The sequence below is a fragment of the Sporosarcina sp. HYO08 genome, assembly GCF_001563475.1.
In the GTDB taxonomy this organism is placed as follows: Bacteria; Bacillota; Bacilli; order Bacillales_A; family Planococcaceae; genus Sporosarcina.
The window spans coordinates 35,822-61,192 of the sequence record NZ_LPUT01000002.1 but is presented as its reverse complement, the minus strand read 5'-3'; the positions used below and the strand labels follow the sequence as shown (position 1 = coordinate 61,192).

22 protein-coding genes are annotated in these 25,371 nt (G+C 38.8%); 4 read left to right on the top strand and 18 right to left on the bottom strand.

What is annotated here, in order from left to right:
- The 13 genes from AU377_RS03255 to AU377_RS15825 form a co-directional block, all read right to left on the bottom strand.
- Positions 1-262, bottom strand: a 262-nt coding sequence (locus tag AU377_RS03255; RefSeq protein ID WP_156450367.1) for a recombinase family protein, incomplete at its 3' end; no start/stop codon positions are given.
- 271 nt (positions 263-533) lie between these two features.
- On the bottom strand, positions 534-896 hold the full coding sequence (locus tag AU377_RS03250; RefSeq protein WP_067404113.1) for a hypothetical protein: 363 nt from the start codon (positions 894-896) through the stop codon (positions 534-536).
- 15 nt (positions 897-911) lie between these two features.
- Positions 912-1,034, bottom strand: coding sequence for a hypothetical protein (locus tag AU377_RS15830; protein WP_256381690.1), 123 nt, complete (start codon positions 1,032-1,034; stop codon positions 912-914).
- 239 nt (positions 1,035-1,273) lie between these two features.
- A complete protein-coding gene (nagZ, locus tag AU377_RS03245) occupies positions 1,274-2,986 on the bottom strand; it encodes a beta-N-acetylhexosaminidase (protein WP_067404109.1) in 1,713 nt (570 codons plus the stop codon).
- Between the two features lie 532 nt (positions 2,987-3,518).
- On the bottom strand, positions 3,519-4,181 hold the full coding sequence (locus tag AU377_RS03240) for a hypothetical protein (protein WP_067404106.1): 663 nt from the start codon (positions 4,179-4,181) through the stop codon (positions 3,519-3,521).
- Positions 4,182-4,196: 15 nt separating this feature from the next.
- The gene (locus tag AU377_RS03235) at positions 4,197-5,339 is read right to left on the bottom strand and encodes a PD-(D/E)XK nuclease family protein (protein ID WP_067404102.1); all 1,143 of its coding nucleotides are present in this window, start codon (positions 5,337-5,339) and stop codon (positions 4,197-4,199) included.
- Between the two features lie 559 nt (positions 5,340-5,898).
- Positions 5,899-8,766, bottom strand: coding sequence for an AAA family ATPase (locus AU377_RS03230; protein ID WP_067404101.1), 2,868 nt, complete (start codon positions 8,764-8,766; stop codon positions 5,899-5,901).
- Between the two features lie 2 nt (positions 8,767-8,768).
- Positions 8,769-9,365 (bottom strand): ABC-three component system middle component 1, encoded by a 597-nt coding sequence (locus AU377_RS03225; RefSeq protein WP_067404099.1) that lies wholly within the window; start codon positions 9,363-9,365, stop codon positions 8,769-8,771.
- Complete coding sequence (locus AU377_RS03220) at positions 9,334-10,770, bottom strand: hypothetical protein (RefSeq protein ID WP_067404096.1); 1,437 nt, start codon at positions 10,768-10,770, stop codon at positions 9,334-9,336. Before AU377_RS03220 ends, AU377_RS03225 begins: the two co-directional genes overlap by 32 nt.
- 196 nt (positions 10,771-10,966) lie before the next feature.
- Positions 10,967-11,776, bottom strand: a complete 810-nt coding sequence (locus AU377_RS03215) for a DUF3387 domain-containing protein (protein WP_256381691.1) — start codon at positions 11,774-11,776, stop codon at positions 10,967-10,969.
- A gap of 35 nt (positions 11,777-11,811) precedes the next feature.
- Entirely contained in the window at positions 11,812-12,612 is an 801-nt protein-coding gene (locus AU377_RS03210; protein WP_253724369.1) for a hypothetical protein, read from the bottom strand.
- 28 nt (positions 12,613-12,640) lie between these two features.
- Positions 12,641-12,784, bottom strand: coding sequence for a hypothetical protein (locus tag AU377_RS15435; RefSeq protein ID WP_156450366.1), 144 nt, complete (start codon positions 12,782-12,784; stop codon positions 12,641-12,643).
- 257 nt (positions 12,785-13,041) lie between these two features.
- Positions 13,042-13,173, bottom strand: coding sequence for a hypothetical protein (locus AU377_RS15825; RefSeq protein WP_256381689.1), 132 nt, complete (start codon positions 13,171-13,173; stop codon positions 13,042-13,044).
- 84 nt (positions 13,174-13,257) lie between these two features.
- Here AU377_RS15825 and AU377_RS03205 point away from each other — a divergent pair, with 84 nt between their 5' ends.
- The 3 genes from AU377_RS03205 to AU377_RS03195 all read left to right on the top strand — a co-directional run bounded on the left by AU377_RS03205 (position 13,258) and on the right by AU377_RS03195 (position 17,096).
- Positions 13,258-14,247: a hypothetical protein gene (locus tag AU377_RS03205; RefSeq protein ID WP_067404092.1), complete on the top strand. Its 990-nt coding sequence runs from the start codon at positions 13,258-13,260 to the stop codon at positions 14,245-14,247.
- Between the two features lie 820 nt (positions 14,248-15,067).
- Complete coding sequence (locus tag AU377_RS03200) at positions 15,068-15,451, top strand: hypothetical protein (RefSeq protein WP_067404089.1); 384 nt, start codon at positions 15,068-15,070, stop codon at positions 15,449-15,451.
- A gap of 28 nt (positions 15,452-15,479) precedes the next feature.
- Positions 15,480-17,096: a hypothetical protein gene (locus AU377_RS03195; RefSeq protein WP_216635641.1), complete on the top strand. Its 1,617-nt coding sequence runs from the start codon at positions 15,480-15,482 to the stop codon at positions 17,094-17,096.
- 163 nt (positions 17,097-17,259) lie between these two features.
- Here the strand turns inward: AU377_RS03195 and proC are convergent, their stop codons facing one another.
- Positions 17,260-18,072 carry a pyrroline-5-carboxylate reductase gene (gene proC / locus AU377_RS03190; protein WP_067404086.1) on the bottom strand — a complete coding sequence of 271 codons (813 nt, stop codon included), beginning with the start codon at positions 18,070-18,072 and terminating at the stop codon, positions 17,260-17,262.
- A 416-nt stretch (positions 18,073-18,488) separates the two neighbouring features.
- Here proC and fabI point away from each other — a divergent pair, with 416 nt between their 5' ends.
- Positions 18,489-19,265 (top strand): enoyl-ACP reductase FabI, encoded by a 777-nt coding sequence (gene fabI, locus AU377_RS03185; protein WP_067404080.1) that lies wholly within the window; start codon positions 18,489-18,491, stop codon positions 19,263-19,265.
- A 660-nt stretch (positions 19,266-19,925) separates the two neighbouring features.
- Here the strand turns inward: fabI and AU377_RS03180 are convergent.
- The 4 genes from AU377_RS03180 to AU377_RS03165 form a co-directional block, all read right to left on the bottom strand.
- Positions 19,926-20,762 (bottom strand): YitT family protein, encoded by an 837-nt coding sequence (locus tag AU377_RS03180; RefSeq protein ID WP_067404077.1) that lies wholly within the window; start codon positions 20,760-20,762, stop codon positions 19,926-19,928.
- 317 nt (positions 20,763-21,079) lie between these two features.
- Positions 21,080-22,375 carry a hypothetical protein gene (locus AU377_RS03175; RefSeq protein WP_067404074.1) on the bottom strand — a complete coding sequence of 432 codons (1,296 nt, stop codon included), beginning with the start codon at positions 22,373-22,375 and terminating at the stop codon, positions 21,080-21,082.
- Positions 22,376-22,515: 140 nt separating this feature from the next.
- Positions 22,516-23,922 carry a M20 family metallopeptidase gene (locus tag AU377_RS03170; RefSeq protein WP_082731907.1) on the bottom strand — a complete coding sequence of 469 codons (1,407 nt, stop codon included), beginning with the start codon at positions 23,920-23,922 and terminating at the stop codon, positions 22,516-22,518.
- Between the two features lie 39 nt (positions 23,923-23,961).
- On the bottom strand, positions 23,962-25,179 hold the full coding sequence (locus AU377_RS03165) for an MFS transporter (RefSeq protein WP_067404072.1): 1,218 nt from the start codon (positions 25,177-25,179) through the stop codon (positions 23,962-23,964).
- Between the last annotated feature and the right edge of the window lie 192 nt (positions 25,180-25,371).

Below are 25,371 nucleotides of genomic sequence, written 5' to 3'. Positions count from 1 at the left end.
CGAACTCTCTTAAAAAAGCAAGTTGGTTTTGGAGATCATCTTTCTGACCGTTGTTTGAAACACGTCCGTAAATCACCGTCTTACCTACTTGATTTCTTTGATTGATTCCCATGTATGCCTCATATTGCTCATTTGTATAAAACCTTCTTCCACTTGGGTTTCGGTAAGCGATTAATTTTCCGTCGTTATCCCAATTCTGCAATGTTTTAACAGTCACATTTAACATTTTTGCAAATTCATTAGGTTTATAGATCTTTTTCATATGTCTATTTTGACATATTTTTCTACATTATTCAATATTTTTAGGAACAGTTAATAACTCCTTATTCCAAAAAAGATATTAAAGACTCTTAATATCTCTAATAGGGAAAATCTTATCACTATATGTTAAGGAAGTCAACTGGGAGATTTATAATTTTTTTTCAGATATTCGGCACATTATGCATGCACACATGAAAGCAATCACCAAATAGCATCACAGGCAGCCTTTTATTTTCATCTATACAATCAGAGTAAGTTGTCTGAGTGTTTTTTCATACAGACAACTTTTTGATTGCTTGAACAGCTAGTTTCAACGCCATAATTCTTCTTTCTAAAAGTGTTCTTTGTGGACTACCTGCTTTTGACTTGGCATAACTATTTTCAACAGATGGCAATAAACGAGTCAGTACATTGTAAGCTTCCGCTAACTCTTCCCCGGTGTACTGATGAGGTTTTTGATGCCAAACGTTTTCCAGCATGGCTAATCCAATGGTAATAGCTTTGAGTCGTTTCTTAACTAGCGTCGTATTTGCGCCTTTCTGCGTCATCTGAGACAAGGCGTTTTCGAGTTTATTGATTGTTGATCGTAAAGATTTTAGTGATGCTAATTGATCTGCATTTGATACGTTTTCCATGTTCGTGCCATCCTTTCATCGTTCCTGAATCAGATCATCTTCTGGATGACCTGGTACAATCACTGATTGGACCCTAGACTCTTTTGCTTTTTCCAATACCTGCTGAAGTGAAAATTGCCCTATGCTAATTACGGCCAATGAAATGCACCACCTGTGACATCTTTTTTTACCAATGATTGCCACAGAACTTACCACCTATTGCCACCCTATTTACCAATTGGGAGATTTAAAATAGCGTAAGAAAACAAGCCTGATTCCTGCCTGTTTCTGGCGAGGAATTAGGCTCTTGACGTTCAATAATCGCGCCCGTTTGCGGTATACCACTAACTATTTTTCGCGCATAATTTTTGGTTCTGGCTTTACCTCTTTTGCAATAATCAGGATACCTTCTGCAAAATGACTTCCACTTCCTCATTGATCGGTTGTACATTAGGTATTGGTGTCCTTTCATCTGAAAGCTCGTATTTCATCTTCAAATTTATTATGCGTTCGACACTTTCGTCAATCCTATCCTCGCTTATTTCCCCATTTTCAACAGCCGCTTTCAATTTATCAAAAACCTTGGCAATTAAATTTGGATCATGTGCAACAAGCAGCAAATCCGCGCCCGCTTTTACTGACTGAACTGCCGCATCCGCGACATTATAATGATCTGTAATTGCTCCCATCGTCAGGTCATCGGTAATGACAACGCCATTAAAATTATAATCGTCTCGCAAAATGCCCGTGATCACCTGTTTCGACATGGATGCAGGATAAGTTTCCTCTATTTTTGGCAGCAAGATATGTGCAACCATGCTAACATCGGCTCCCTCTGAAATAGCTTTCTTAAATGGCACAAGTTCCAATTTGGACAGCTCCTTGTAGCTTTTATTGACCTTTGGAAGTTCCAAATGGGAATCCACGCCAGTATCCCCATGCCCGGGAAAATGTTTTATAACCGAAATAACTCCTTCATTCTGGATCCCTTTCATCGTCTGGATGCCCAACCTGGTAACAATATTCGGATTGTCGCCAAAGGAACGGTCACCAATAACAGGATTATTTGGATTGCTATTCACATCAAGAACAGGAGCAAAGTCTAAATTGAAACCGAGTGCCTTCATCTGCTTACCAAGAATAGTACCGACATTGAAAGACACATTCGGATTGTTTAATGCTCCAATCGAACGGCTTGATGGCAGGCTTTTTATCCCTTCAGGCATACGTGTCACACTCCCGCCCTCCTCATCAACTCCCAGTAATAATGGGTAAGGATTCTCGGCATTCGCGGTTTTCATCCCATTTAAAAAGTTGACGGTTTGAGTTTTACCTTCGATATTATTACCAAATAAGATGATTCCCCCAACATGATAGTTCTTGATGGTGTTTTTCGTCTCCGCGGTCATTTCCGTTCCATTAACCCCGCCAAAAATCATCTGGCCAATTTTTTCATCAAGACTTATACTTTTATTTCCTCTATCAGCAAAACCATCGCTATTCTCCTCATTGACATGATCTCCATTTATTTCCTTCGATAATGAAACATGATCCACATGCGGATTATCTGAATCACCGGTAGGATTTGGCAGCACCCATTTCAGGACATAATCGTCGGAAAGTTCATAGACAAGAATGATTTGATCATTATTGTCGTCCCGGTAGTAATGGATGTCATCAGGTTTTTTATAGGATTCAATTGAATCCAGATCAAACGCCGTGAATTGATCTTGCGACGAGCGCAAATCGGACACAATATTGTCTGTAATACCAACATTAATACCATCTGACGGATAGTTCAAAAAAAGGCCAACATTCGTATCCGCGGTCTCATCCGGCTTACCCAAAGATTCTTGCACCTCATCGGCAGTCGTTTCACCAACAACGATAGTACCACCCGGGATTTCCCCTTGTTTAGCCAAGTCGAATATGCTGTCCAGAGATGGATTAGCTTCCCGAATCTCTTTATTTTCATTACCCGATGATGGCTTCTTTGATTGCCGGTCTGCATATTTATCGTTTGTATGATTATCCAATGAACTGATGAAAAAGATAGCCCCCACAATAGCGACGATAGCAATAATGATTATAATGGTGATACGCTTGATCATAATAAGTCCTCCACGATTTTAGAGTATAGCTCGCTTTAATCCCTTTTCTAAATAATGGTTAGGTTATCATTTGATGTTAAACAATCTGGCCCTTTTGCGGAACTAAAAACAACAAATTGCATTACTAAAATAGACTTTTACACCTATTAAGTACCCGCTCAAGATCATGGTTATCTGACAACTCCCACGGCTAAAGGAGTGGGCTTTCTCGTTTGTAAGTTCTGTAATTGATCTGCACCGCCTGGTTGTTTTACAGTGATTGCTTTCATGTCGGGCCTCCTGCGATATTTACTTGATGCTATATTAACTTTTGAAAAGTATTAAATAAAAAAGCTTATCAGTATTTAAAGCATCTTCTGGATGACCCGGTACAATCCCCGATTGGAGCCCAGACTTCTTTGCTTTTTCCAATCGAAAAAGGAACAAAACATATCGTCCTGCTCCCTTACTTCAAACTAGTATTATCTTGCGCAGGCATCCCCCTACATAAACATCAAGTCCATTCTATCGTCACACCGTTATAGTCAGGTACTCAGTCCATATCACTTAAAGTGTATGTCGTTTGGCGTAAAGCCGCAATTGCCCGCGCCATTCCTTCCCGCGCAGATCTATACTTCTGATCAGAAACCAACTGATCCATCGCCGTTTTCAGTTCTCCGGCATCTTCCATATTCTCAACAGAAACAGCCTGAGAATAAATCCGTGTAAAACTTCTTCCTTCTTCATAGGCCAGCGCCCGCACCGGGATTCCTTGTTCTTCTAGGCTCTTTAATAAACGAGTCCTTCCTATGTACGGTAGTGGTCCTACTTCAACAATTAGCCGAACCTTCAAATTCTGCCTCTCGAACCATGCAATGAGCGGATAACCGAGCCAATACTTTTCTGTCACTTTGTATGCAGAAGGCAGCTCCGTCCACTCCTGCTCTACAAAGCTCGGGATACTCGGATGATTATTGTAATAGCCAGGAGAAAGGCGTTGTTCATTGACATACGCAGCAAATGCCTGTTCTAATGGGGACTGATCCTTTATTATGAAAGGTTCAACTAACGGAATGCTATCAGCGTTGTCCCCCATCTTCACAGCCTCGTTACTTAATCGCAATAAGGACTGGAAGGAGTCTTTGCGGTATAGCCGCAGCATGGATTCAACCAACGCATCAATATCCTCCCAAGAAGTCGGATGATCGGTATCCATATAGATTCTCGTATACTACCGGCCTTCTTCAAAAGCCTGCTCCTTCACATCGACCCCTCTTACCTTCAACGCCTGTAAAAGTCGGACGCGATTTTCATGATGTAAAGGTCCAACTTCCATCTTCAGTTTCAACCGCTCGTCCGCTTGTTCGAACCAAGCGATCAGCCCCTTATTCATCCACCAATTCTTGCGCAAGTCATCCTTGTCAAACTGCTCATCCCACGTCTGCTCAATGAAGTGCGGCACACGGAAATGCGGCGTATATAACTGTTCCGGCCATTCCAACTTCCGGGCAAACCGAATGAAAGCCTCCCGTAAGAAGCTATTGCCAACTTTCACGATGAAATCGATCGTTTCTTTATATTGACTGTAAATAGGCAGTAATTGATTCGCAAAGCTTTTCCCCCTCCCTACCTTTCCTTTTCCAACGTTAGAAAGGAGTTCAACAGCTTCCTTATGATTTGTATACAGCGCCATCCCCTTCTCATTCAGTTCATCATTTTGAACCAACTGATCCTCCAAAATGTCGATGTAATAAGAAATGAAGGAGTGCACGTCTGGATGCATATACGCTTGGTTTGCAGCCGGCATATTTTTGAGGATGTCCAATACATCCGAATAGCCCAGCATCAGATAGTCCTCATGCGTAGGCTCCTCATCCTGCAACGTCAAAAATACCGGGATGATTTTATATCCTTCATATGTCGTTCGAACAAACTCGATATATTCTTCTAGCTGCCCTTCGGATTCATTGGACCAAAACTTGTTTTCAATTAAAATCGCAACTTGATGCAAGCGGGAGACAGCCAACAAATCGATCCGCTTCCTGTTCGGTTTCGCCACCTCTTTAGACACAACGAGATCGTGATAAGCATGACGGCTCAACTGAAGGACATCATAATTGGCAAGCTTGTCCTCATCCTCAAAATTCGCGGGATTCACAAAGACCTTCGCAATAAGCTTCTTTATAAAATACGCACCCAAATCATGATTCTGCTTTGGATCGATCAACCAGGCCAACACATTGGAATGACGAATTTCATAATTATCAACTTGAAGAACTTTGAATGGATTGAAACGATTAAAATGGTTATGTAAATAGGTGAAATCCTGAGAATCCTCAATGAGGGAGAGGATTTGTTGTTGGTAGTTTGGCATGGCGCTTCCCTCCTGAATTTTAAAAGACACTGTAGCCTCATAGTAGCATGGTTTTTCTTTTCACTAACTTTCTGGACAGCAGTCCCACTATCTCCTGAAAGTAGCGGGCATTCGCCAGCTATTTTCACGCCATAAACAAAAAGATAAACAGGCGAAGAAAACGTGTCGTTTTTCTTCACCTGTTTTATTTTGGGGACTTATTAAACAGCCCCTTCGACATTTATTGAAGCTCAATAAAATCGTAATATGGAGACAACAGGAGTCGAACTGTCGTCTCTTCAAAACATTATAATAGTAGTGTTTACAAGGGTTTCAAGCTAGTATTAAAATTGTTTGACTACGTTTGATAAAAATTAGGTTGCGGAGGCAAGGTGTTTTCTTTAATAAACCTAGAGTTTGAGCAACTCAAGTTATTCAAAAAACTTTATTGTAAGGCTACATTTCCACCTCCAACCTAACCCCACACTCCACATGGGCAGGATGGTAATGGCAGATGAAAACAGATGTGGCAGTGTTTACCTAACTTTATTCCCAAAAAAATTCAAAAGGTGAATCTTTTTTATGATTTATTAGATAAATTATACACAGGACCAACATCACTATACTCGTTAAACAATATTGTACCGTTATTATAAAACCTAAATTTCTTTTTCATCAATCTATATATTTTTTCATCATGTGTGGATAAAACAAACTGCTTTTTTAATTCATTAAATACCCCTTCGCTTGCAAATCCCCTTATAATATCTATAAAGGAGAAAACATTTAAATCATCCATACTCTGTATGGGGTCATCCATTAGTATGGTACTTAAATTTGTACACTGTTGTCTTAACGCCATGGCTAAAAATATACTAATAGCCACTACATTAATTTGTGCAGAACTAAATGTATATGCAGGATTGATTTCTTTTCCATCCGCATCTCGGAGAACCTTTAAAGTTAAAACCTTGTTATTATTTCGGTTATTTTCAAGGCCAAACTTTATTTTTCTGTAAAATGGATGGGGGTAAATACGATTAAAAATATTATTGATGAATTGTTCATTCCCATCTAATAATTTTTGGTTCATCTCCCCAACAACCCCACTGACGGAATTGTTCAACCCATCAAGTTGGCTAATAATAAAATTTAAGTTACTTATTTCTTCATCTTTCTCTTTTAGATCCTTATACAAAGATCTTACTTTACGTTGATTATTATCATTCTCGATATGAGTGTTAATCCTTAGCAATTCCTCTTCCACATATTTATATTTTGATAACTCTGTTTGTTTTACATCCTTTTCTAACTTAATTTCTTTAATATACCCTTCTATGGTTTTAGAAATATTGTCGCCTTTTATTCGATAATTTAGTAATAACCTTTCGAAGTTAGTAGCCTTTTCTCTCAATTTTGATAGTTTTGATTCGGCTACTTCCATATCCATGTTGTCTAAATCAATATTGTCTTTATAATTATCTAGTTGCCCATTTAATCTATTGAGTTGCTTTTGAATTGTAATATCGATTTTATCAAAATCAGCTTCATTTAAATTCAAGTCGGATTTGACAATATCATTTAATTCTTTACTTTTAAGAGTTATTTCATTTAGTTTTTTTTCAAGGACTAGCTTTTCACTAGAATAACCTTTCCGTTGAATTTCCAATTTCTCCATTTTTGTTTCTAGTAATATCATAGTCCCTTTTACTACTTCCAGGGTTTTCCCAAATGATATTTTTCCATTTTCAAATAGTTCACCCAAACTTAAATCTATATTGTGTATCTGACTTTTTATATTATCGATATCATTAAGTTTTTTGGTTATTAGTTCATTTTCCGAGGTTAACTGAGCATCAATCTTTGATAGTAGTTGACCAGTTCCATGTTCAGTTGCACAAACCGGACATTTCTCTACATTGTTACTTTCATTAAGTTTTTCTAAAAGAAAACTCCTCGCTGACTGTAAAAGGCTTTTCTTTTCCTCCTCCATATTACTTAAACTATCCAATTCACCATTAATTTCATTTAGGGTTGTGGTTAAATCATTTTTCTTCTTTATTAGCCGATTAGTAGCTTGCACAACCTGATTCAATACTAGTGTGATATCGCTTAACTCACGCGCAATAGAGACATTCCGACTTTCGTTGGAGGTATTTGTAATATATCCTTCTAAAACTTTGTCTACATTTGTAAATGTAACATAAAAGCTCTCTGTTAAATTGGTGATATTCATTTCCCCGATATTATCAATATTCCGAATCCCTTTTTGCTTATTTAGTAAAATATCGTAATAGTTCCCCAATAAGTTATATTCACTGCCAACATATTCCCTTTCTTGGGCGGCGGATCCTTCGTTTTCGGTAGTTAATCGTATATCATCATTTAGCTTTTTTCTTAAATCAGAAAATGTTATAAATGACTTTAATTCGTTGGAAAGAAAAGTAATCCTTTTAATCTTCTTTATTAAGGGGATGCTTTTCTCCAAATGTTCAATCACCCTTAAATTTAACAAATACTCCCCTTGACCTTCATTCAATTCATACATTTCTTTTTGTTTATTTTCTACTAAATTAATTTCATTTTGAATTTTCCTTTTTGATGTTAATATATTTTCAAGCAGGGTATTTGTATATTCCCTGACATCATCATCCTGCGCAACCTTCAAATTCATATTCAAGTTATTTTTGGCATATAACTCATTGATATACTCCAATAAATTATTGCTGTTACCAATATTTATACCCTTTTCCGCTGAAATATGATTCTCTATACTTCTAATTTCCACCTTCAAAAGTTCAGACTCATTTCTTACTTTGGATAAATTCGAATCCAAATCTTTCTTTATTACCCCGAATTCTGATCCATACTTTAAGAACCTATGGGTACCAATTAAAGATGATATCTGATTATAACGCTCTGGTCCTTTTAAGCCATTTACAAAAGTTTTTAACTTATCCTGGGTTAAAACATGATATTGAGAAAATACATCCTTAAAGTCTACTTTATTTTTCCATTCATCTTTTATTAAAATTTCATTTAAGAAATCATCTGCCTGTTGCCCTTCTAATAACCCAACATCTTCTACATACACAGATAGGCTTGATTTGCCCGAACCGTAATCTGTATCTCGCCCCACAAAATTAGTGGCTTTGCGGGTTAAAGTATAGTTTTTAACATCATTACCGAACTCAATTTTCACCTCGGCTGGCGCTTCATAAGGTTGAAAATTTATAAAATGGCTTTTTCCCTTTTCTTCATTTGGTTCCTCGAATCGAAATAACCTTCCTGTAAAACCCCATTCTATTGCATCGAAAAATGATGTTTTCCCCATTCCATTGGGTCCAGCAAGGATTAGTAAATCATTACTTTTTATATTAAAAAGAGCCTGCTGTCTATATCCCCTAAAATGGTCGATACTAATTTTATTTAGTCTTAACTCAGACATAGTTAATCTATCCTTTCTTTTTCCTTCTGTTCTAGCAGCCTTTTTATTAACTCCTCTTTTTGCCCCGGAAGGTCATTTAACAAGTCTAGGGTTAAAACGTTGTTTTCCAAACCACTTTTATTATTTAGCTCTTTTAGAAAAGTAGCGTCATTAAATACATCCGTTATATCTCCCAACCTAAAATAATCCCTAGAAAAGGGCAACTTATTGTTAAGCGCAGCAATAATATCGGAATTACTGCTCATATCTATTATCAACTTTTTACAGCAGAATTTATCCTGTTCTATCAAATCAAAAGTATATTTATCCAAATTCTCATTACCTAAATAAATAACAACAAAATACATATCCCAGCGAATATCGCTATTGGCATATTTCTCTTGTTGTAGATATAATGCTATGTCCTCATCCTGCGATCTTTCCCATTCTAATATTACGTCGCTAATACTTGTAAAAACCTTACAAATAAATATATACTTTTTCGCCTCTTCATCAATATAATAACAATCGCATTTCTTTAGCATATCATCATCGACTCTATACAAACCGAAACCTTCAAAGTATTTGTCAATCTCCAAGTAAAGCTTTTCGATGTCCAACGGTGTTCCCCCTTATATTTTCTGTTAATTTTTCCTCAAGCTCCTGTACAGAGCTTAATGTTTTAAAACTAAAAGAGTTTTGACAGTGATAAGTAAACTTGAATCTATTTTTTAAATTTGTGAACTCCTCTTTATAATTCTCGGATCCTATATCAACAATTTGGTCAATGATATATTCGTAATCTATTTGCGCTCCGCCCCCTCCTAAAATGCAGGTTTTAGGTGCGCTGTTACCAACAATAACGGTAGTTATTTCCCCTAGGTCATCTGTAATATTATTGAAGTACTTCAACAATTGCAAAACCACCAAATCATACTCCTCATTGCCTTCTGAAAATATTAATGAAACTATTTCATCGGATGCTATTTTGATTGCCCTTCCTTTTTCCGATGAAAGTTCAAGGTTTGGTCTTACGAATGACATCACTATCACCTTAATTACAATATCCGTTAATAAAGGAAGGTTTTCCTCAAAAGTTAACATTCCCCTATCGGCAAATCTATTTTTAAATGGAACTTGGATTGCTTTGATAAACTGAGTGAATTTATCTTCGCCGATATCATATAATTGTTCAAGAATATCATCTGTTCTGTTAACTAGTTTTCTCTTTATCTCGGGACTCCGTATGTATTCCATGTTTAACACAGTTTCATTTACATGATTAAGAAAATCCGAATAACTCATTCTGTTTTTCTTCATAACTTCTTCCCTTAGTTTTACTATCTCATCCTCACTTGTAACGACATGTAAACTAAAAAAACGCTTGGCAATTGATGGGTTTTCATCCACCATTACATTTAATTCCTCCGGGGTAAGTCTTTTCACTTTTATTTTTTTAAGTACGGCAACCAGTTCATCCTTAATTCCTTCATAAGTCAGTTTTGCATTTTTGAAGGTTTCATATCCCTCAATTACTTCGTTTATCCATTTCTCCAAGTCCTCTTCATGTTCAATATTTGTATTAAATGCACTAAGGAAAAGGGAGGTCCTTTGATTAAATCCACTTGCCGCTACTAGTAAGTAAGTAAAGTTGTCAATATCCGAAATTAGATTGTTGTCAAGAAGGTAATACAGCGAAAACTTAATTATTTCCCGCACAGCATCGGGCTTATTAATGGGGGTTTTATAATTTTTACATTGTATTAATCCTGCACTTTTTCCCTTGTAATGCAAAACACAATCTCTACCTTGTTCACCAACGCCTTGCATTAATGTAATATCATCGAAATTCCCCAAATGTTTTTTATCCCTAATTTCCCTTTGGTAAATTAAAAACAATAGGATCTCAAATATTCTGTCGTCTAACTCTGTATAGGGATAAGAATTATAAGCTGGTGGCTTTATAGAATGCTCTTGGTTCATAATTTGTTTTTCTACAAATGCCGGATCTACCATCTGGTACATTTTATCACCACAAATCCTTTTAAATTTTTGTTTTATTAAATCAAGTTTTCTTTATATAGAATAAATAGCATTTACAAATTTGACATAGAAATTATTTCCGCATGGCAGTTTTCCCCTAGTCATTTTTCCAGTAGTTCTAATTCAAAGCACAGCCATTGAAAGAGGGCAGATCGCCCCCCTTTTTTAATTATAACAATTACACCCTATACTTCTTAAAATTCTCTGCCTGCTCAAATATCTCCTTAAATATTTCATCCTTGGGAACAGGGGGATAATCGTTCTCTGCAAGCGTCAGAATAAGATCTACTTTTAATTCCGCTTTAATATCATCTCGGCTAGACCAGTCTGTATATCTTGCTTTGTCCGCGATAATCGCTTTAATTTCCCGTGATAATTTAATAAGTTTTTCGTGTGGGTACTCAAATTGGTGTTTTTCAGAAATTGCTTTCAGTATGTCGTAAAAGGCTTTTTCCTCATAATCAATTCCCAAGTCTTTAAAGGAATCCCGCTCTTTAACCAGCTCTGAAAACAAATCGGCAAATTGTTCCGCAACGTCATCCAACACATCACTTTGCAAGGTTTGAAAGTCCTTTCTTTCATTATAGTAGTCTACCAACTCCTTGAATCTCTTTGAAAAGTCTACACCTTGCATTCTATTGGTCTTCTTATATTCCTCTATTGCCTTTGACAATAACTTTTGTAGAAGCTTAATCTTGGTATTCGGCAGTTTGATTTTATCAATTTTGGCTAAATACTCATCACTGAAGAGATCCGCATTATTTTTTGGATCGTTCTTATCCAGCTTGAATACTTCCTCCACACCTTCACTAATCAGTGCTTCTTCCATCATTTGTCTCACTTTTTCATTCATTTGGGCGGTATCTGGAGCATCACCTTTGGTCAGTTTATGAATGATGGATCTAATGGCTAGGTAGTAGTGAATATAATCCCTTTCCATTTGGCTTATATCATCACTTGATACACATGTGTAGAGTGCTTTTAACAGACATGCAATGATAAAGCGACTATACCTACTTTAATCTAAAGGAGCGGATGTTCATCCCTCTCCTCATGTATTTCAACAGCTGTTTTTTTATTCTTTGAAGGTTCTTCTACATCTTTAGTAATCTGCCAAACTATCAATCCGGAAATGACCCCGCCTATAATTGCCCCTAGAATTGCTACAATCAGCGGAAACCAAAAAGTCTGCTTAAACTCCTTTTTTTGCCGAATAGTCTCTTTTTCTTCTTTTGTGTAATCTTCTATAAAATCTTTATAACTTTGAGAATTAAGCATAGCCTGTCTTAACCCTTCAAAAGAGCGATTTGATTCTTTACGTAGTTCCTCTTGTACCTTGGGGGATATATTAAAATTATTAGCAAGGTCTTGTCTACTGCCAGCATTTTCATTCAATCCTTTAGTAGAATCAGTTTTCAAATAATATAGCATCACCGTAACAAATGTATGGCCGATATAAATTTCAACTGGTTTACAGGTTGGATTATTTATAGCTATTAATGACATGCCGAACCATTGAGGGTCTAGTGTAGTAGAAATATGACCCAGTCCTTTTGTCACTAACGAAACTTTAGAATGATAAGTACCACCTATTCTTCGAGAGACCCATATAGATTCTTCAGTATAAACACATACTGTGTCCTGTGGTGGTACAACTATCTTGTCACCTTCTACGGCTGACTTTTTGTCCGACACTCTCCAAGCATATTTACTCGCAGTTAAGTTTATCGAACTGCCTTTTATCTTAGTAATGTCTAAAGGGTAAATCATTATATTTTCCCCATCTACAAGTTCCTTCTTAACATCTATATCGCTTAACAGCATAAGTTCACAGCCCCCCTACAAATCTATTTCAAAAGTATTCATGAACCAAAGTAATTAAAGGATTTGCTTTAGAAATTGTATTTCTAATCTTTGTGAGACTTCCCCCTATGTTTTTCTCTAATTCTGATATATCCGTAAAAGGCAATACATCTAATGAATCATTTAAAAACATCTCTCCATCTCCTTTTCCCAACTGAAATGTGTTGTTTGTAAAAAGAGTGAACAGGTTTATGATGTCCCTCCTTTAACCGCCCATAATCGGTGTTATGGGCGGTTATTTTTCCACTCATCATAGAGCGGCGGCTACTTTTACTATTTCAAATTAATGATTCTACAAATGTCGTTTGAATATTAACTAGCATTCAACCCTTAAAAATCTAAGTGGAACGTTAATTCTAAGTTTCAAAATAACTTATTGATTCCATTGTCTTATAATTCCACATTTACCGCAAGACTATATTCCCAATAGTATGGCATATTGCGGATGAGTTGTGCATGACCATTTTTGAACGTCGTTTCTATTAAAAAGAACTCTCCAATAGAATCCTTTACGCTGATCATCTAAAAAACCAACCCCCTCCCAACTTCCCATAAAATATGATATGGTCAAATTACAAGACAACCCATTTTCAGGAGGGATCTACTTTGTACAAAATAACCGACACCCATGCAGTAAAAATAGACAAGACGACTTTCGCCAGTTTAAATTACCGGGAAAGCGATATTGAGGAATTACTTAGAAAAAATATAGACATGATCTGTGATGAAGAAGAATCAATGCTGATTGTGGGGAAACAAGTGCGAAATGCCAACCATGGGATCAGTGATTTGACAGCAATTGATCACGAAGGAAATATTGTACTAATTGAAATCAAAAGAGATCGAAAAGATATCGAGGGGCGTAAAGAAGCGTTTGAATTCCAGGCAATCCGTTACGCAGCAAGCTATGCAACGATTGAAGATATAGAAGACTTGGTCAATAAAATTTACGCTCCCTATATCGAAAAATATGATAAAAGTGAGCTTGAGAGCAGTCCCCTTACGAGCGCGGAATTAGCTACCCGAAAGGTAATGGAATTTCTCCACGAAAATGGGACAGAGAGCACTAATTTTAACAAGAAGCAGAAAATCATTTTAGTGGCTGCTGATTATGATGAGCAGACTCTATCAGCAGTGGCATGGCTAAACAGCAACAATGTTGATATTAGCTGTTACAAACTGACTCCGTATACAATTAACGATGACATTTTTATAAGTACTGAGAAGGTGTTACCGGTAAACACCTATCACGACTTCTACGTGAATTTATTGGAGACACCATTGAAATCGAGCTCACAGAAGAAAAAGAGTACTCGAAGAAATCTTCCTAAAATCAGCGAGATGCTCCAATGGGGAGTTGTCAAGGCTGGCGATATTATTGTCGCCAAAGGGAAGAAAGATGAAGGGATATTGCTGGCTAATGGGAATGCACAAGTTAACGGTGAAGAGCTTTCTATGCAAAAATGGTTGAAGGAAGTCTTTGATTGGTCCAGTGTACAGACCTATATGTTTGCTGTTCATAAAGAAACCAACAAGACCCTTTCCCAAATACGGGCAGAATACATAGAGAAAGAGAATCTGAAGAGTTTTTTATAATCGTTTCTTTCTTACGCCAACAGTTAAAGAAAAGGTCTTCCACCGGGTGTTGTAACCGTGGAAGACCTTTTACTTATTTCATATCGATTGCTGCTTGGAATGGCGAGCCAATTAGATTTCGATAGTTTCTTTCCACTCGCATCAACACCGGATCCCCCGCCCTGGCATAACCCAAATCAGACGGAGTAGCGACGACTTTGTTACGGTGGAACTATAAAATATTCATAGCGCTCGTTTCATCAAAAGTAAAAAGTTTCTTCATTATAAAACGCATTCGTCACTTTTCATTCATTTCTTGATCCCGAACAAACGCGATCCATTATAATACAACCCTAGTCGTACACTTGAAACGTTAATAGATCAAAGCTTAATAATGTATCGTTAGGGTATACTCAAAAAGAACAAAAGTAGTGTTAAAATTCACCTTGGGTATCACCCATTACTATTTGCTAAACTTTTTAGGTTACATTAAACGCCTACTGAATATCCATTTGAAAATTGGAGGACTGCATAAGTTCTAAATGATGGCCTTTTGCATTTTCTCCAGTTCAAATAGCAACTGCCTCTAAGCTATGGGAAATTGAAGAGCCTAGTCAAATCTCTAGGTACCCTAATAGACTGAGCAAGGGAGGCGATTACCGTGAAAAAAGCATGGTTGTTCATGTTATTGACTTCGTTACTTATTTTAGGAGCCTGCGATTAAGATCCCGGAACTGGCGGAGGTCTTAAAGAAAATCCGGAAGAAAAAATCGAAGAAAAAGAAAAAACGAAAGAGGAGAAAAAAGTTACTCCGCCTAGCGTGGAAGATGAGATTAGCACTATGCTTGAAACAAATACAGATTTCCTGCCATTTGTTGAAAAGTACTACTCCCTTCCGGAAACTGAGCAAATAAAAATATACGAGAAAAGCGTGCATGGAAAATCGGTTTTGAATTGGTCGGGTGTTGTAGTCGATATTTTCGGAAATCAAATCATCATCTATGCTGGTGATCCAGTTCTCTATAACAATGAAGATTGGGGTACCATCACTCTCGTAAGACCAGAACTCGTGCCTTATTCACTCGTTGTTTCAATGCAAGAAAACGAACAGATTGCAGAGGTTAATCCGGGTGATGTCGTATCAATCACTGGGCAAATTGCTGTACAAGGAAGTGAACAGGAGCAATCAGTTTGGGTATTAGAAAAAGGGTTAATAATTCAGTAGATATTTGGGAATTTAAGGAGTGAAAAATATGTACAATAATTATAGGCTATATTCAAATTCCTACTATCTTTATCCCTCACTTGCTCACTCACATCCTACGTACAATGCTTTTCATGGGTATCCTAATCCATACGGGCACTACAGACCCGTATATAATCAAGAAGGCTCTACGATTTATGGAGGTCTCAATACATTTATATCTACATTGAACAAAAGAGGATATATTGTTCAAGAAGGAAAATTAAATTATGTAGATATTCTACAATTAGCCAGTGAAGGAAAAGTTCCTTCGTGTTTCGGAAATAATGCAAATGCGCCATACGCGGTTTTAACCTTGCCGCCGGCTCCCAACCAGGATCCATCTCAAGGACAAGATCCTCCCATCGTATATAATCCGAATAACCCCAATAATTACCCAGAAAACATAAACGCTATCATACCAGGCGCAACGTTTAAACTGAGGCCTGATGAGGCGATTGTACTGATTGGCCAGACACCTCCACCTGCCTATTATTTTAGCTTTAGAAGCTACCTTGGATTAACAGAAAATAAACCACTAAAAGACTATAGTGATGCTGTTACAGCAGGTAACGATCAGACTGGTTTTTACCACATGCTCTTTGCAAGTCTAGGTGATTCATTGAGTAATCGGGGAATATGGACGGAACAAACGCCTCAAGGTTTGAGCGGGTCCCCTTTTAACAGCTCCACCATTATCATTAGTACAGCTGACAGATCTGTTAATCAACAAGTCCGTGATGCCCTAGGAGTTGCCGGATATAGCTCCAACATTATGAATAATGACAACATACCGTTGGAACTGGTCAACATGGGACTAGAGAAAGGAAAGGATACCTTTTTGTTTGTGATGAGAGCTCAATTATGGGCACAACAGGAAATTGGCGATGCCTATATCCAGAATGTCGATAAATTTTTCAAGGTATTACGCATTACGCCTAACATTCCCCTTGCGAATCGAAACCCATGGCCGATCCCAACCCTTAAATTTAGGGAAACAAATACGACTGAATATCAAGTTTTGCCTCATGCGCGAAAGGATCTTGATCATTTACGCAATGAGATTATTCAAAAATATGGAGGCTCAGAATATGACCACGTTGACTTGAATACAGATAAATGGGTTATGGAAGGTTTTCAAGGAATTATGCAGGACGTGACTTGTCTAGGGGATAATAATGATGCGCTCTATTTAAGAACAGACAATTTCCAATTAAAAACCGATGATGATTTTGTCATCATATATGGGGTAAATCATGAAAAAACTGGAAAAGCAACATTATGCCAGGCTAGTTTCTATGGTGCAGAGTTATTAAATGGCGTTGTCGGAACTTTCAATAGCGTTGAGTTTCCTCATTCTGCTTCTGAATTTTTCCCTGAAAGCTATGAGAACACTAACGACTATTATGTATTCAAAATGGGAAGAAAGATTGATCAAGATCGTGTTGTTGTTGTACCGTACAGTGAAGGCAACCCCTTAGGAAGTGCATATGGTGTTGATAATAATCAAGATGCCTTTATAGGTTTTAGGATTTACCAAGACAAAGAAACAGGGGTTGGCCCAGACCTCTACGATATTATCTGGGATCACGCCATCTTATTTACGAAAAAAGAAAAAAATCTTTAAGATTTTGTAATCGATTATTTTTTCTTACGCTAACATTAGTAGAAAAGGTCTTCCACCGGATATTGTCCCCATGGAAGACCTTTTGTTTCGTTCCGATCAATTGCTAATTCGAATCGCTAGCAAAATAGATGTCACTCATTATTCCATTAAATAGACGAACCCATCACTTCTCATTCATCTCTTTATCCCGATTAATCGTCGCATCAATTCCCTTTACGATTGTCCCTGTAAAAGCTTCCTCTTCTAAAGCTAACAGTCCAGCTACCGTTGTGCCTCCCGGCGAACAAACGCGGTCAATTAATGTCCACGGGTTCTCCCCACTCTCTAAGATCATTTGCGCACTCCCTAGAACAGCTTGTGCAGCAAACTGTGTCGCCAGCTCTTTTGGTAAACCATGTTTTACGCCGGCTCTTGCCAGGCTATCTATAAAAAGATAGGCATAGGCAGGAGAACTGCCGGCTAAGGCTGTAAAGTTGGAAAAGTGGCTTTCCTCTACAACCCAAGCCTTCCCAACGGATTCAAACAGTCGAACAACATAATCTAATTGCTGCTCGGTCACATACTCATTTCCACATACCGCAGCTGCCCCTAGACCAATTGTTGCGTTCACATTCGGCATCACCCGAACAATCGCTAATGGGTCAGACACATTGAGATAGCCAGAAATTTTAGCTAATGGTGTGCCCGCCGCAATTGAAACGATTAATGGCTTTCGCTCTAAAATGATACTTTTGGATTCTACGAGTACTTTTTCAATGATATCCGGTTTGACTGATAAAACAACGACATCCACTTCCTGAAGCAATTGTTTAGTCGAGTTGCAAACTTGTCCGCCAATTTCTTGACCAAGCGCTTTGACCTTATCTGACAGTACATCAAACAGGTATACTTTTTCCCCTTCTACAAAATGGTTTGTTACCATACCGCGGGCGATGGCAGTCGCCATATTTCCAGTTCCAATAAACCCAATTTTCATTATGATTCTCCTTCAGACCGTCATAATTTTTCAGGCCAAATTGATGAATTGCAAAGAGGTACTATGCTCTTGTGAAGACTTTCACACAAAAATACATAAAATAGCTATTCGTGAATGAATCTGGTCTTATTATACAGAAGTTAAACGGGGCTATCAAATGTTCCAGGGATATGCGTAAAGTACTTTAAGCTAAAATATAAAAGAACGGAAATCAGAAAAACAAAACCACTCTTTACAGTTGGTTTTTCAATGATAATGTTTTACTCTCGACTTCGACTAAGATTTCAATTAATATTAAACTGAAAACCCGAATAAATTCTCTAATTGACCTTTTTCTATTTCCGATGATAAAAGGAAAGTTCTTCAATTAAGAATCATTCAATGGATAACAAATAAAGACAAGCGAGGTACGATGCATGAACAATCTATTAACAGGTAAAAACTTCATTATTATGGGTGTGGCGAACAAACGAAGCATTGCTTGGGGAATCGCTAAAGCGCTAAACGGAGCAGGTGCTAATTTAATCTTCACTTATCAAGGTGAACGTCTCAAAAAAGAAGTAGAACGACTCGTCCCTGAATTAAATCAAGAAAATACATTACTCGTAGAATGTGATGTAACAAGCGATGAAAGCATTGAAGATGCTTTTGGAACGATCGCAGCACAATACCCGGTTGTGGATGGGTTAGCACACTGTATCGCTTTCGCGAAAACAGAAGAACTGACAGGCGAATACGCAAATACGAGCCGCGATGGTTTTAAACTTGCACACGACATTAGTGCATACTCTTTAGTGGCTGTTTCTAAAGCTGTCAAACCACTTCTAAAAGAAGGCGGCTCAATCCTTACAATGACTTATCTAGGCGGAGAACGCGTTGTGAAAAACTACAACATCATGGGTGTTGCGAAAGCTTCCCTCGATGCAAGTGTTAAATACCTCGCGAATGACCTTGGGCAGTACAACATTCGTGTGAATTCTATTTCTGCTGGACCGATCCGCACGCTTGCCGCGAAAGGCATCGCTGGCTTTAATGAAAACCTCAAAGTGATTGAAGAGAAAGCACCTTTAAGAAGAACGACGAACCCAGAAGAAGTCGGTAAAGCTGCGATCTTCTTACTGAGCGACCTTGCGAGCGGTGTTACAGGTGAAAACCTGCATGTTGACTCTGGCTACCATATCATCGGTTATTAATATCTTGTTTCTTTATCAACACAAAGAGAGAGGCGGCACTGCCGCTTCTCTCTTTGTTATATAGTCGAACTTTATAACAGATTAAACTCATTCGCCCCCATCATGCAAATGTTCAATAGTGCCAGGCTATTTATTTTTAAAACGGTGAGTGATTGTGCGGGAATTTATGAAGTTTAAAGTTACAATAAGTTGCGTGGGATGCTAATTAAATATGCACTATCAAGGTTTAATTTTTAATTGAAAATCGAATAGATACTTTTGAATCATTCGTGAAGTGTATACTGGGAGTGATTGCCTCTCCGGATGAAGAGACTGGCGGATTTGAGATCGCCTCTCTCCTAACTCAAGGCGTGATTAAGGGAGATGCGTGTCTAATTGGTGAACCATCGCATCCTGATGAGGTTTAAGGGTTTTTACCATCCGAAAAACGCCCCCTGGATAATTGGAGTTGAAGAAATTGAAACCGGGGCCTTATCATTTGTTTTTTGAAGTCAAATGAAAAAATGGAACCCGATTCTGAAATAATATGAAATTGTTCAGAACCGGGTCGCCTGTATTATTATCAGATCCTTTCGGTAATAAATAAGGAAAGAGAAAAATCTCACCTGGTCAGAACTTTAGTGTCTGCAATAATATATTGAAGCAGTTTAACAACGCTGCTTAATTGGCCAGCTTCATAAAACCTTCTCCAAAAACATCGCGTACGTCATGGATGGCGACAAATGCGCCTGCATCTGCATCCTTAACAATTTGCTTTAACCTTACAACTTCCCGGTTACTAATGATAATATAAAGAATGTCCTTTTTTTCTTTTGTGAAATAGCCATGGCCTGAATAAACCGTCACACCTCTGCCCATCACCTCGTTTACTTGCATAGCAATTTGATCTGCATTGCTGGAAATGATCGTTACAGCTTTTCTCGAATTCAACCCTTCAATGAGAAACTCCATCACTTTTGTAGCGATATAGAGCATAATGATGGTCAGCATCAGTTTTTCGGCACCAATAATAAAATAAGAAAAGAATACGACAATTAAGTCAAAAAATAGCAAAGCATAACTGATACTCCAACCAAAATACTTATTTGCAATACTGGCAAGAATCGCAGAGCCGGCAGTCGTGCCGCCCACTCGAATGATCAGTCCAATTCCGACACCTATAAATACACCGCCAAAAATGGTATTGACGACGATTTCATTCGATGAAACGCTCCAGTCCTTTGTAAAATGCAAAAACAAAGAATTGAATAGGACGGCAATAATCGTATAAACTGTTGTGTTCTTACTTAAAAAATTATAACCTACAATAAGCAAAATACCATTCAGAACTAAATTCACTAGTCCCGGTGACCATTCATAAAGATAGTACGCGATAATCGTCAATCCCGTAACCCCACCCTCGCCTAATTCGTTTGGGATTACAAAAAGATTAATTGCTAGTGCGAAAATAAAAGAACCGACTAGTAAAAAAAGAAAATCAACAACTCTCCTTTTCATAGTGCACCACCTTTCTTCAAAAATAATACTTGGTTTTAAAACAATTCGATCGTTGTGTGAGAACCCAAGTTAAACGTTAAGGGCATCATTCAGTTTAATTCTGAAATGGTAAATCCGCAACCCCGATATCTCTCCACTCATTAGCTGTTTCCCAAGTTTGCATACAACGAAGCGAGTGATACCAATTGCGGTTTGTACCATTCATAGGCGTATTTTGCCTAGACAATGGACGCTTTTTCCTTTGAATTTGAAACGTGCGGAGTAACCAAAAACGGCACCAATTTCTAACGCGATCCATTAGAACGTGGTGCCGCTGATCATGTCAGCTGGTACACTTTCACCGGTCTTCCCCTCGAATAATGTGATTCTTCCCCGACGCATACAGCTAGATCCACTTTGCACAAATCGGAAACGATCCGCTGGGCATTCCGCTCACTCATGTTCAAGTGTATTGCCAAATCCTTCGTTGTGAAATGGGCCCAATCCATTTTCCGAATGAGCGACTCAATTCGTTTAAATGTCTTAACGCTGATTTTTCCTTCTTGTAGTTTCTTCACGAATTCATGATCGTCCGTACGGTAGGAATAAACGAGCTCTTCACCCTTCCCCGCTGCATCAATCATCGTGCCGTCTTCTTGAATAATGACAATTTCCTGCTTCCCTTTATCCTTCGACTCCCGAATGGCACGGTTTGCATTTACCTCAGCCGTAAAGGCGGTTTGGCCAAAACCAATTCCGACAGCAACAGTCGAGTCCGCTTCAAGCGAGAGATAATTCACTTTTTCCTTCAATGTCCCGATTTCCCGCTCCACTGCTCCTCTTGTACTAAAGATCGCATACCGCCCATCTCCTTGTTCAATTAGCAAGCCATCCAATGTTTCACACAGTTGGATAAATGTTTTCTTTAAATGCAGCTCCAGATATTCCAGTTGATAGGATTCCTTCATTTTTTCCTTTATGGCATCATACTCCACGATTTCAATCATGTTGAAACTGATTTGTGTGTCTTTGTAGTATGATGTCTTAATCTTTTCGAAGAACATCCGGATCGTCTGGTAGATTTCATTGCGTGAAGGTGATAGCCAATATGCCGGTACACCTGCCTCCCGCAAGCTTTCATAGACAGTCGGATAGCACGTTAACGCCACTTCAATTTCATTCCGTTTCCACAACCCGTAATGAAAATCCAATAATTCCTCCGCCTCAATCTCCACATCAAATTCTTTAATAAATGCCTTCCCCAGCTCCTTTTCCAACTGGGTAAATTCTTCATCAAAATGAAACGACGAAACCATATCTATGCTAACCCGTTCCGGAATTTTACCAATCTCATTGGAAAGATTCAAGATTCCCTTATAAATACTCAACTCGCTTGAATCGATAAATACAAACGCTTCGTTCATCCCCGTCGCATTGACTGCAATTTGATATGGGATATAGCCTGAAAACAGCCAAAAATCCACCGGTCTGTCCGGATTCAATACGAAGTCTTTTACTTCGTTCGTTTTCGAATAAATATACGGAACGAACTCTAACTCCTTTTCAATCTCTCTTGCCAACGTAAGAATCCTGTCGACCGACTGACTCGGACCAACCACCGCTACTTTGTACATGACATTACCTACTTTCTCAACGCCGATAAGCCCATTTTACTAGTAATCTTAAAATGGAGGAAATTCTTTTGCAACTTCGCCCGAAACAATATAACAAAAAGTATCGGGAGTGTGTCCTCACGATACTTTTGTCAAATAAATTATTTTACTGAATCAGGAATTAAAGAATGATACGTTTTGCCACCCAAACGTTCCTGCAACTCGGCTTTCGCCTGTTCAATGATCGTCGGGTTTTCCATAACTTGCAGCGCGGTGGACGCGATTACTTTCGCTGCCTGCAGCATTCCTTTATGCGCAATCGGCGTCGCTCCTTGCGAGACGACCTGCCATGTATGGAGCGGCGTGCCGAGAGCAAAACAAGTTGTGAGACATTGCATCGTTGGCACGACCCAGCTGACATCTCCTACATCCGTTGAGCCTGATAAAATGGCTTCCGTAGAGGAATGGGGCGGAATCAGATCGGCAATAACCTTTTCCTTCAGCTTTTTCACTGTTTCCCGGTCCCGTCCTGCATATGCATTGTTCAGATCTTCCTCTGACAATGTATTTTGGATCTTCTTCGCAAATTCCATATCCGTTTCATCATAGGAAGGAACCCCGACATTCACTAAGTTTTCATACATCACATCAGCAAGGACAGAATTAGGGATCAGATTGGACGCAGTTCCCACAAATTCAACGTCAAACGTCGTCCCCGTCATCAATGCAGCTCCGCGTGCAATGTCATGAACCCTTTCGTAAAGCGATTCTACTTCATCTTTTTCTGCTGCCCGGATCAAATAGACGACTTCGGCATTCGCCTGAACCACGTTCGGCGAAGTGCCACCTGTATCCGTAACCGCATAATGGATTCGTGCGTCCGGCACCATATGCTCCCGTAAATAATTGACACCGACATTCATTAACTCTACTGCGTCAAGCGCACTTCTACCTAAATGAGGCGTTGCTGCTGCGTGGGCGCTCTTCCCTTTGAACTTGAAGCGCGCAGAGTAATTGGCAAGTGTTTTCACATTCATGAGTCCTGGTACATCCCAAGGGTGCCACGAGAACGCGACATCTACATCGTCAAACAGACCAGCCCGCGACATGAAGGCTTTACCAGATCCATTTTCCTCTGCAGGGCAACCATAATAACGGACCGTCCCTTGCAAACCATTCTGTTCCATATACTCTTTAACGGCGACAGCAGCTGCAAAGGCGCCTGTCCCAAGAAGATTATGGCCGCAGCCATGTCCATTTCCATTCTCAACGACCGGATCATGATGGGAAAGTCCTTTTTTCTGACTGAGACCTGGCAAAGCGTCAAATTCACCTAAAATCGCAACGACCGGCTTCCCCGTCCCAAAACTCCCGACAAAAGCGGTGCTAAGACCCGCGACTCCCCGCTCGACATGAAACCCTTCTTCTTCTAACGCCCCAATTAAGTAGGCGGATGATTGATGTTCTTCGAAATACAATTCGGGTACTTCCCATATTTTATCGCTTAACGCAATGAATTTATCCTTTTTTTGTTCAATCAAACTTGAAATCGTTTTCATTAATTCCATCATTTATCTCTCCTTATCTACACGGGTTGCCGTTAGCGTTTATGCGTTAGCTTGAAGTAGATCGCCCTTCCGGAAATTCAACGTCAAAAGTGAAATCATACAGATGATGGCGAAAATGATCAGCATCCAAAAAGCCGCATTATACGAACCGTTAAATGTCTGCACAATAAACCCAATAGCAAGCGGGGTAATAAAACCGGCTAGCTGACCTCCTGTGTTCGCAACACCCATGCTTGTCCCTGTAACAGAGGATGGAAGCCTTTTCAAAATAATTGCTGGCAACAGAAGCATGACAAAGGAAATAAAGATAATCACAATCGTCTGGTATGCAATGAACATTGTTACACTTGGCGCATTGTACATGAGATAGAGAAGGATACCGACAACAATACAAGACATTGCGCCAACCACTTTTTCCTTGCCAAGCGGAAGTTTGTCGATGACATATCCTGCTAAATACATTGCGAAAATCATTGCTAAACCTGGAATTGTTTGCACCCATCCAAGTGAAATCAAGTCAAGTCCTCTCACATTCACGAGGTACGTCGGCAACCATGTCGCCAAGCCCCAGTTAATGGCATAAATGCTGTAATAGGCGATAAACAGATTCAACATGAGTGGTGTTTTTATTATTTGTTTAAAAATTCCTTGCTGGGAATCCCCCGCCGGTTTCATCTCCTCATCTTTGAGATCAGCAGGCAGTTTGATGAAGACCCAGAAGAGGATCGTGATAAGAATTCCAATACCACCGAGAATCAAGAACGATGTACGCCAACCTATTGTTGTTAGCATATAGGCGGAAAGAAGTGGTACGATTAACGCCACAATCCCTCCCGACGATAACATGACCGACATGGCCCAAGCTCTTTTATCCGTTGGAAACGTTTGCGAAATCAATTTCGAGCTTGCCGGCTGGAATCCACCTTCCCCGATTCCGAATAAGAAACGGATGATGATCATCGAACCCAATGACCACACTGCCCCAGTCAAAGCTGTAAAGATTGACCACATTAGAACGGAGGCGATCAGGACCCTTCTTGACCCCAATCTATCAGCCAACCAGCCCCCGGGAATTTGCATAAGCGCGTACCCTGCAAAAAAACTACTAAGAATCAATCCCGTACTGGTCGGATTTAATTGTAAATCCTTTGTTATGGACAGTACTGCGTAGTTAATAAAATAACGATCGAAATTCCCAATCGCCCATCCAATGAAAAGTAATAACAAAATCATGTTTCTTTGTTTCACAGCAACCATAGGGAAACCTCCTCTTTCAAAACTTCTTTTTTCATTTTACGTATATTTAACGAAATATGCGCTATATTATCTACTATAAATAATATTTAAAAGTTGTGCAATACTTTTCGAGTCCCCGCATTCTAAAAGTTCACTCCTTTCCTTCTCTATAAGTTGTCCAAAAAAGAAGCTCCTTTGTGAACGGATGCTTTC

What these genes read in the sequence shown, in the direction of transcription:
- AU377_RS03210 (WP_253724369.1), bottom strand. Translation starts at nt 12,612, where the DNA reads ATGCTGTTAAGCGATATAGATGTTAAGAAGGAACTTGTAGATGGGGAA.
- AU377_RS03235 (WP_067404102.1), bottom strand. Translation starts at nt 5,339, where the DNA reads ATGCCAAACTACCAACAACAAATCCTCTCCCTCATTGAGGATTCTCAG.
- AU377_RS15825 (WP_256381689.1), bottom strand. Translation starts at nt 13,173, where the DNA reads ATGATCAGCGTAAAGGATTCTATTGGAGAGTTCTTTTTAATAGAAACG.
- proC (WP_067404086.1), bottom strand. Translation starts at nt 18,072, where the DNA reads ATGAAAATTGGGTTTATTGGAACTGGAAATATGGCGACTGCCATCGCC.
- AU377_RS03250 (WP_067404113.1), bottom strand. Translation starts at nt 896, where the DNA reads ATGGAAAACGTATCAAATGCAGATCAATTAGCATCACTAAAATCTTTA.
- AU377_RS03165 (WP_067404072.1), bottom strand. Translation starts at nt 25,179, where the DNA reads ATGGTTGCTGTGAAACAAAGAAACATGATTTTGTTATTACTTTTCATT.
- AU377_RS03230 (WP_067404101.1), bottom strand. Translation starts at nt 8,766, where the DNA reads ATGTCTGAGTTAAGACTAAATAAAATTAGTATCGACCATTTTAGGGGA.
- AU377_RS03175 (WP_067404074.1), bottom strand. Translation starts at nt 22,375, where the DNA reads ATGTACAAAGTAGCGGTGGTTGGTCCGAGTCAGTCGGTCGACAGGATT.
- AU377_RS15435 (WP_156450366.1), bottom strand. Translation starts at nt 12,784, where the DNA reads ATGTTTTTAAATGATTCATTAGATGTATTGCCTTTTACGGATATATCA.
- fabI (WP_067404080.1), top strand. Translation starts at nt 18,489, where the DNA reads ATGAACAATCTATTAACAGGTAAAAACTTCATTATTATGGGTGTGGCG.
- AU377_RS03220 (WP_067404096.1), bottom strand. Translation starts at nt 10,770, where the DNA reads ATGTACCAGATGGTAGATCCGGCATTTGTAGAAAAACAAATTATGAAC.
- AU377_RS03200 (WP_067404089.1), top strand. Translation starts at nt 15,068, where the DNA reads ATGCTTGAAACAAATACAGATTTCCTGCCATTTGTTGAAAAGTACTAC.
- AU377_RS03240 (WP_067404106.1), bottom strand. Translation starts at nt 4,181, where the DNA reads ATGGATACCGATCATCCGACTTCTTGGGAGGATATTGATGCGTTGGTT.
- nagZ (WP_067404109.1), bottom strand. Translation starts at nt 2,986, where the DNA reads ATGATCAAGCGTATCACCATTATAATCATTATTGCTATCGTCGCTATT.
- AU377_RS03180 (WP_067404077.1), bottom strand. Translation starts at nt 20,762, where the DNA reads ATGAAAAGGAGAGTTGTTGATTTTCTTTTTTTACTAGTCGGTTCTTTT.
- AU377_RS03170 (WP_082731907.1), bottom strand. Translation starts at nt 23,922, where the DNA reads ATGGAATTAATGAAAACGATTTCAAGTTTGATTGAACAAAAAAAGGAT.
- AU377_RS03195 (WP_216635641.1), top strand. Translation starts at nt 15,480, where the DNA reads ATGTACAATAATTATAGGCTATATTCAAATTCCTACTATCTTTATCCC.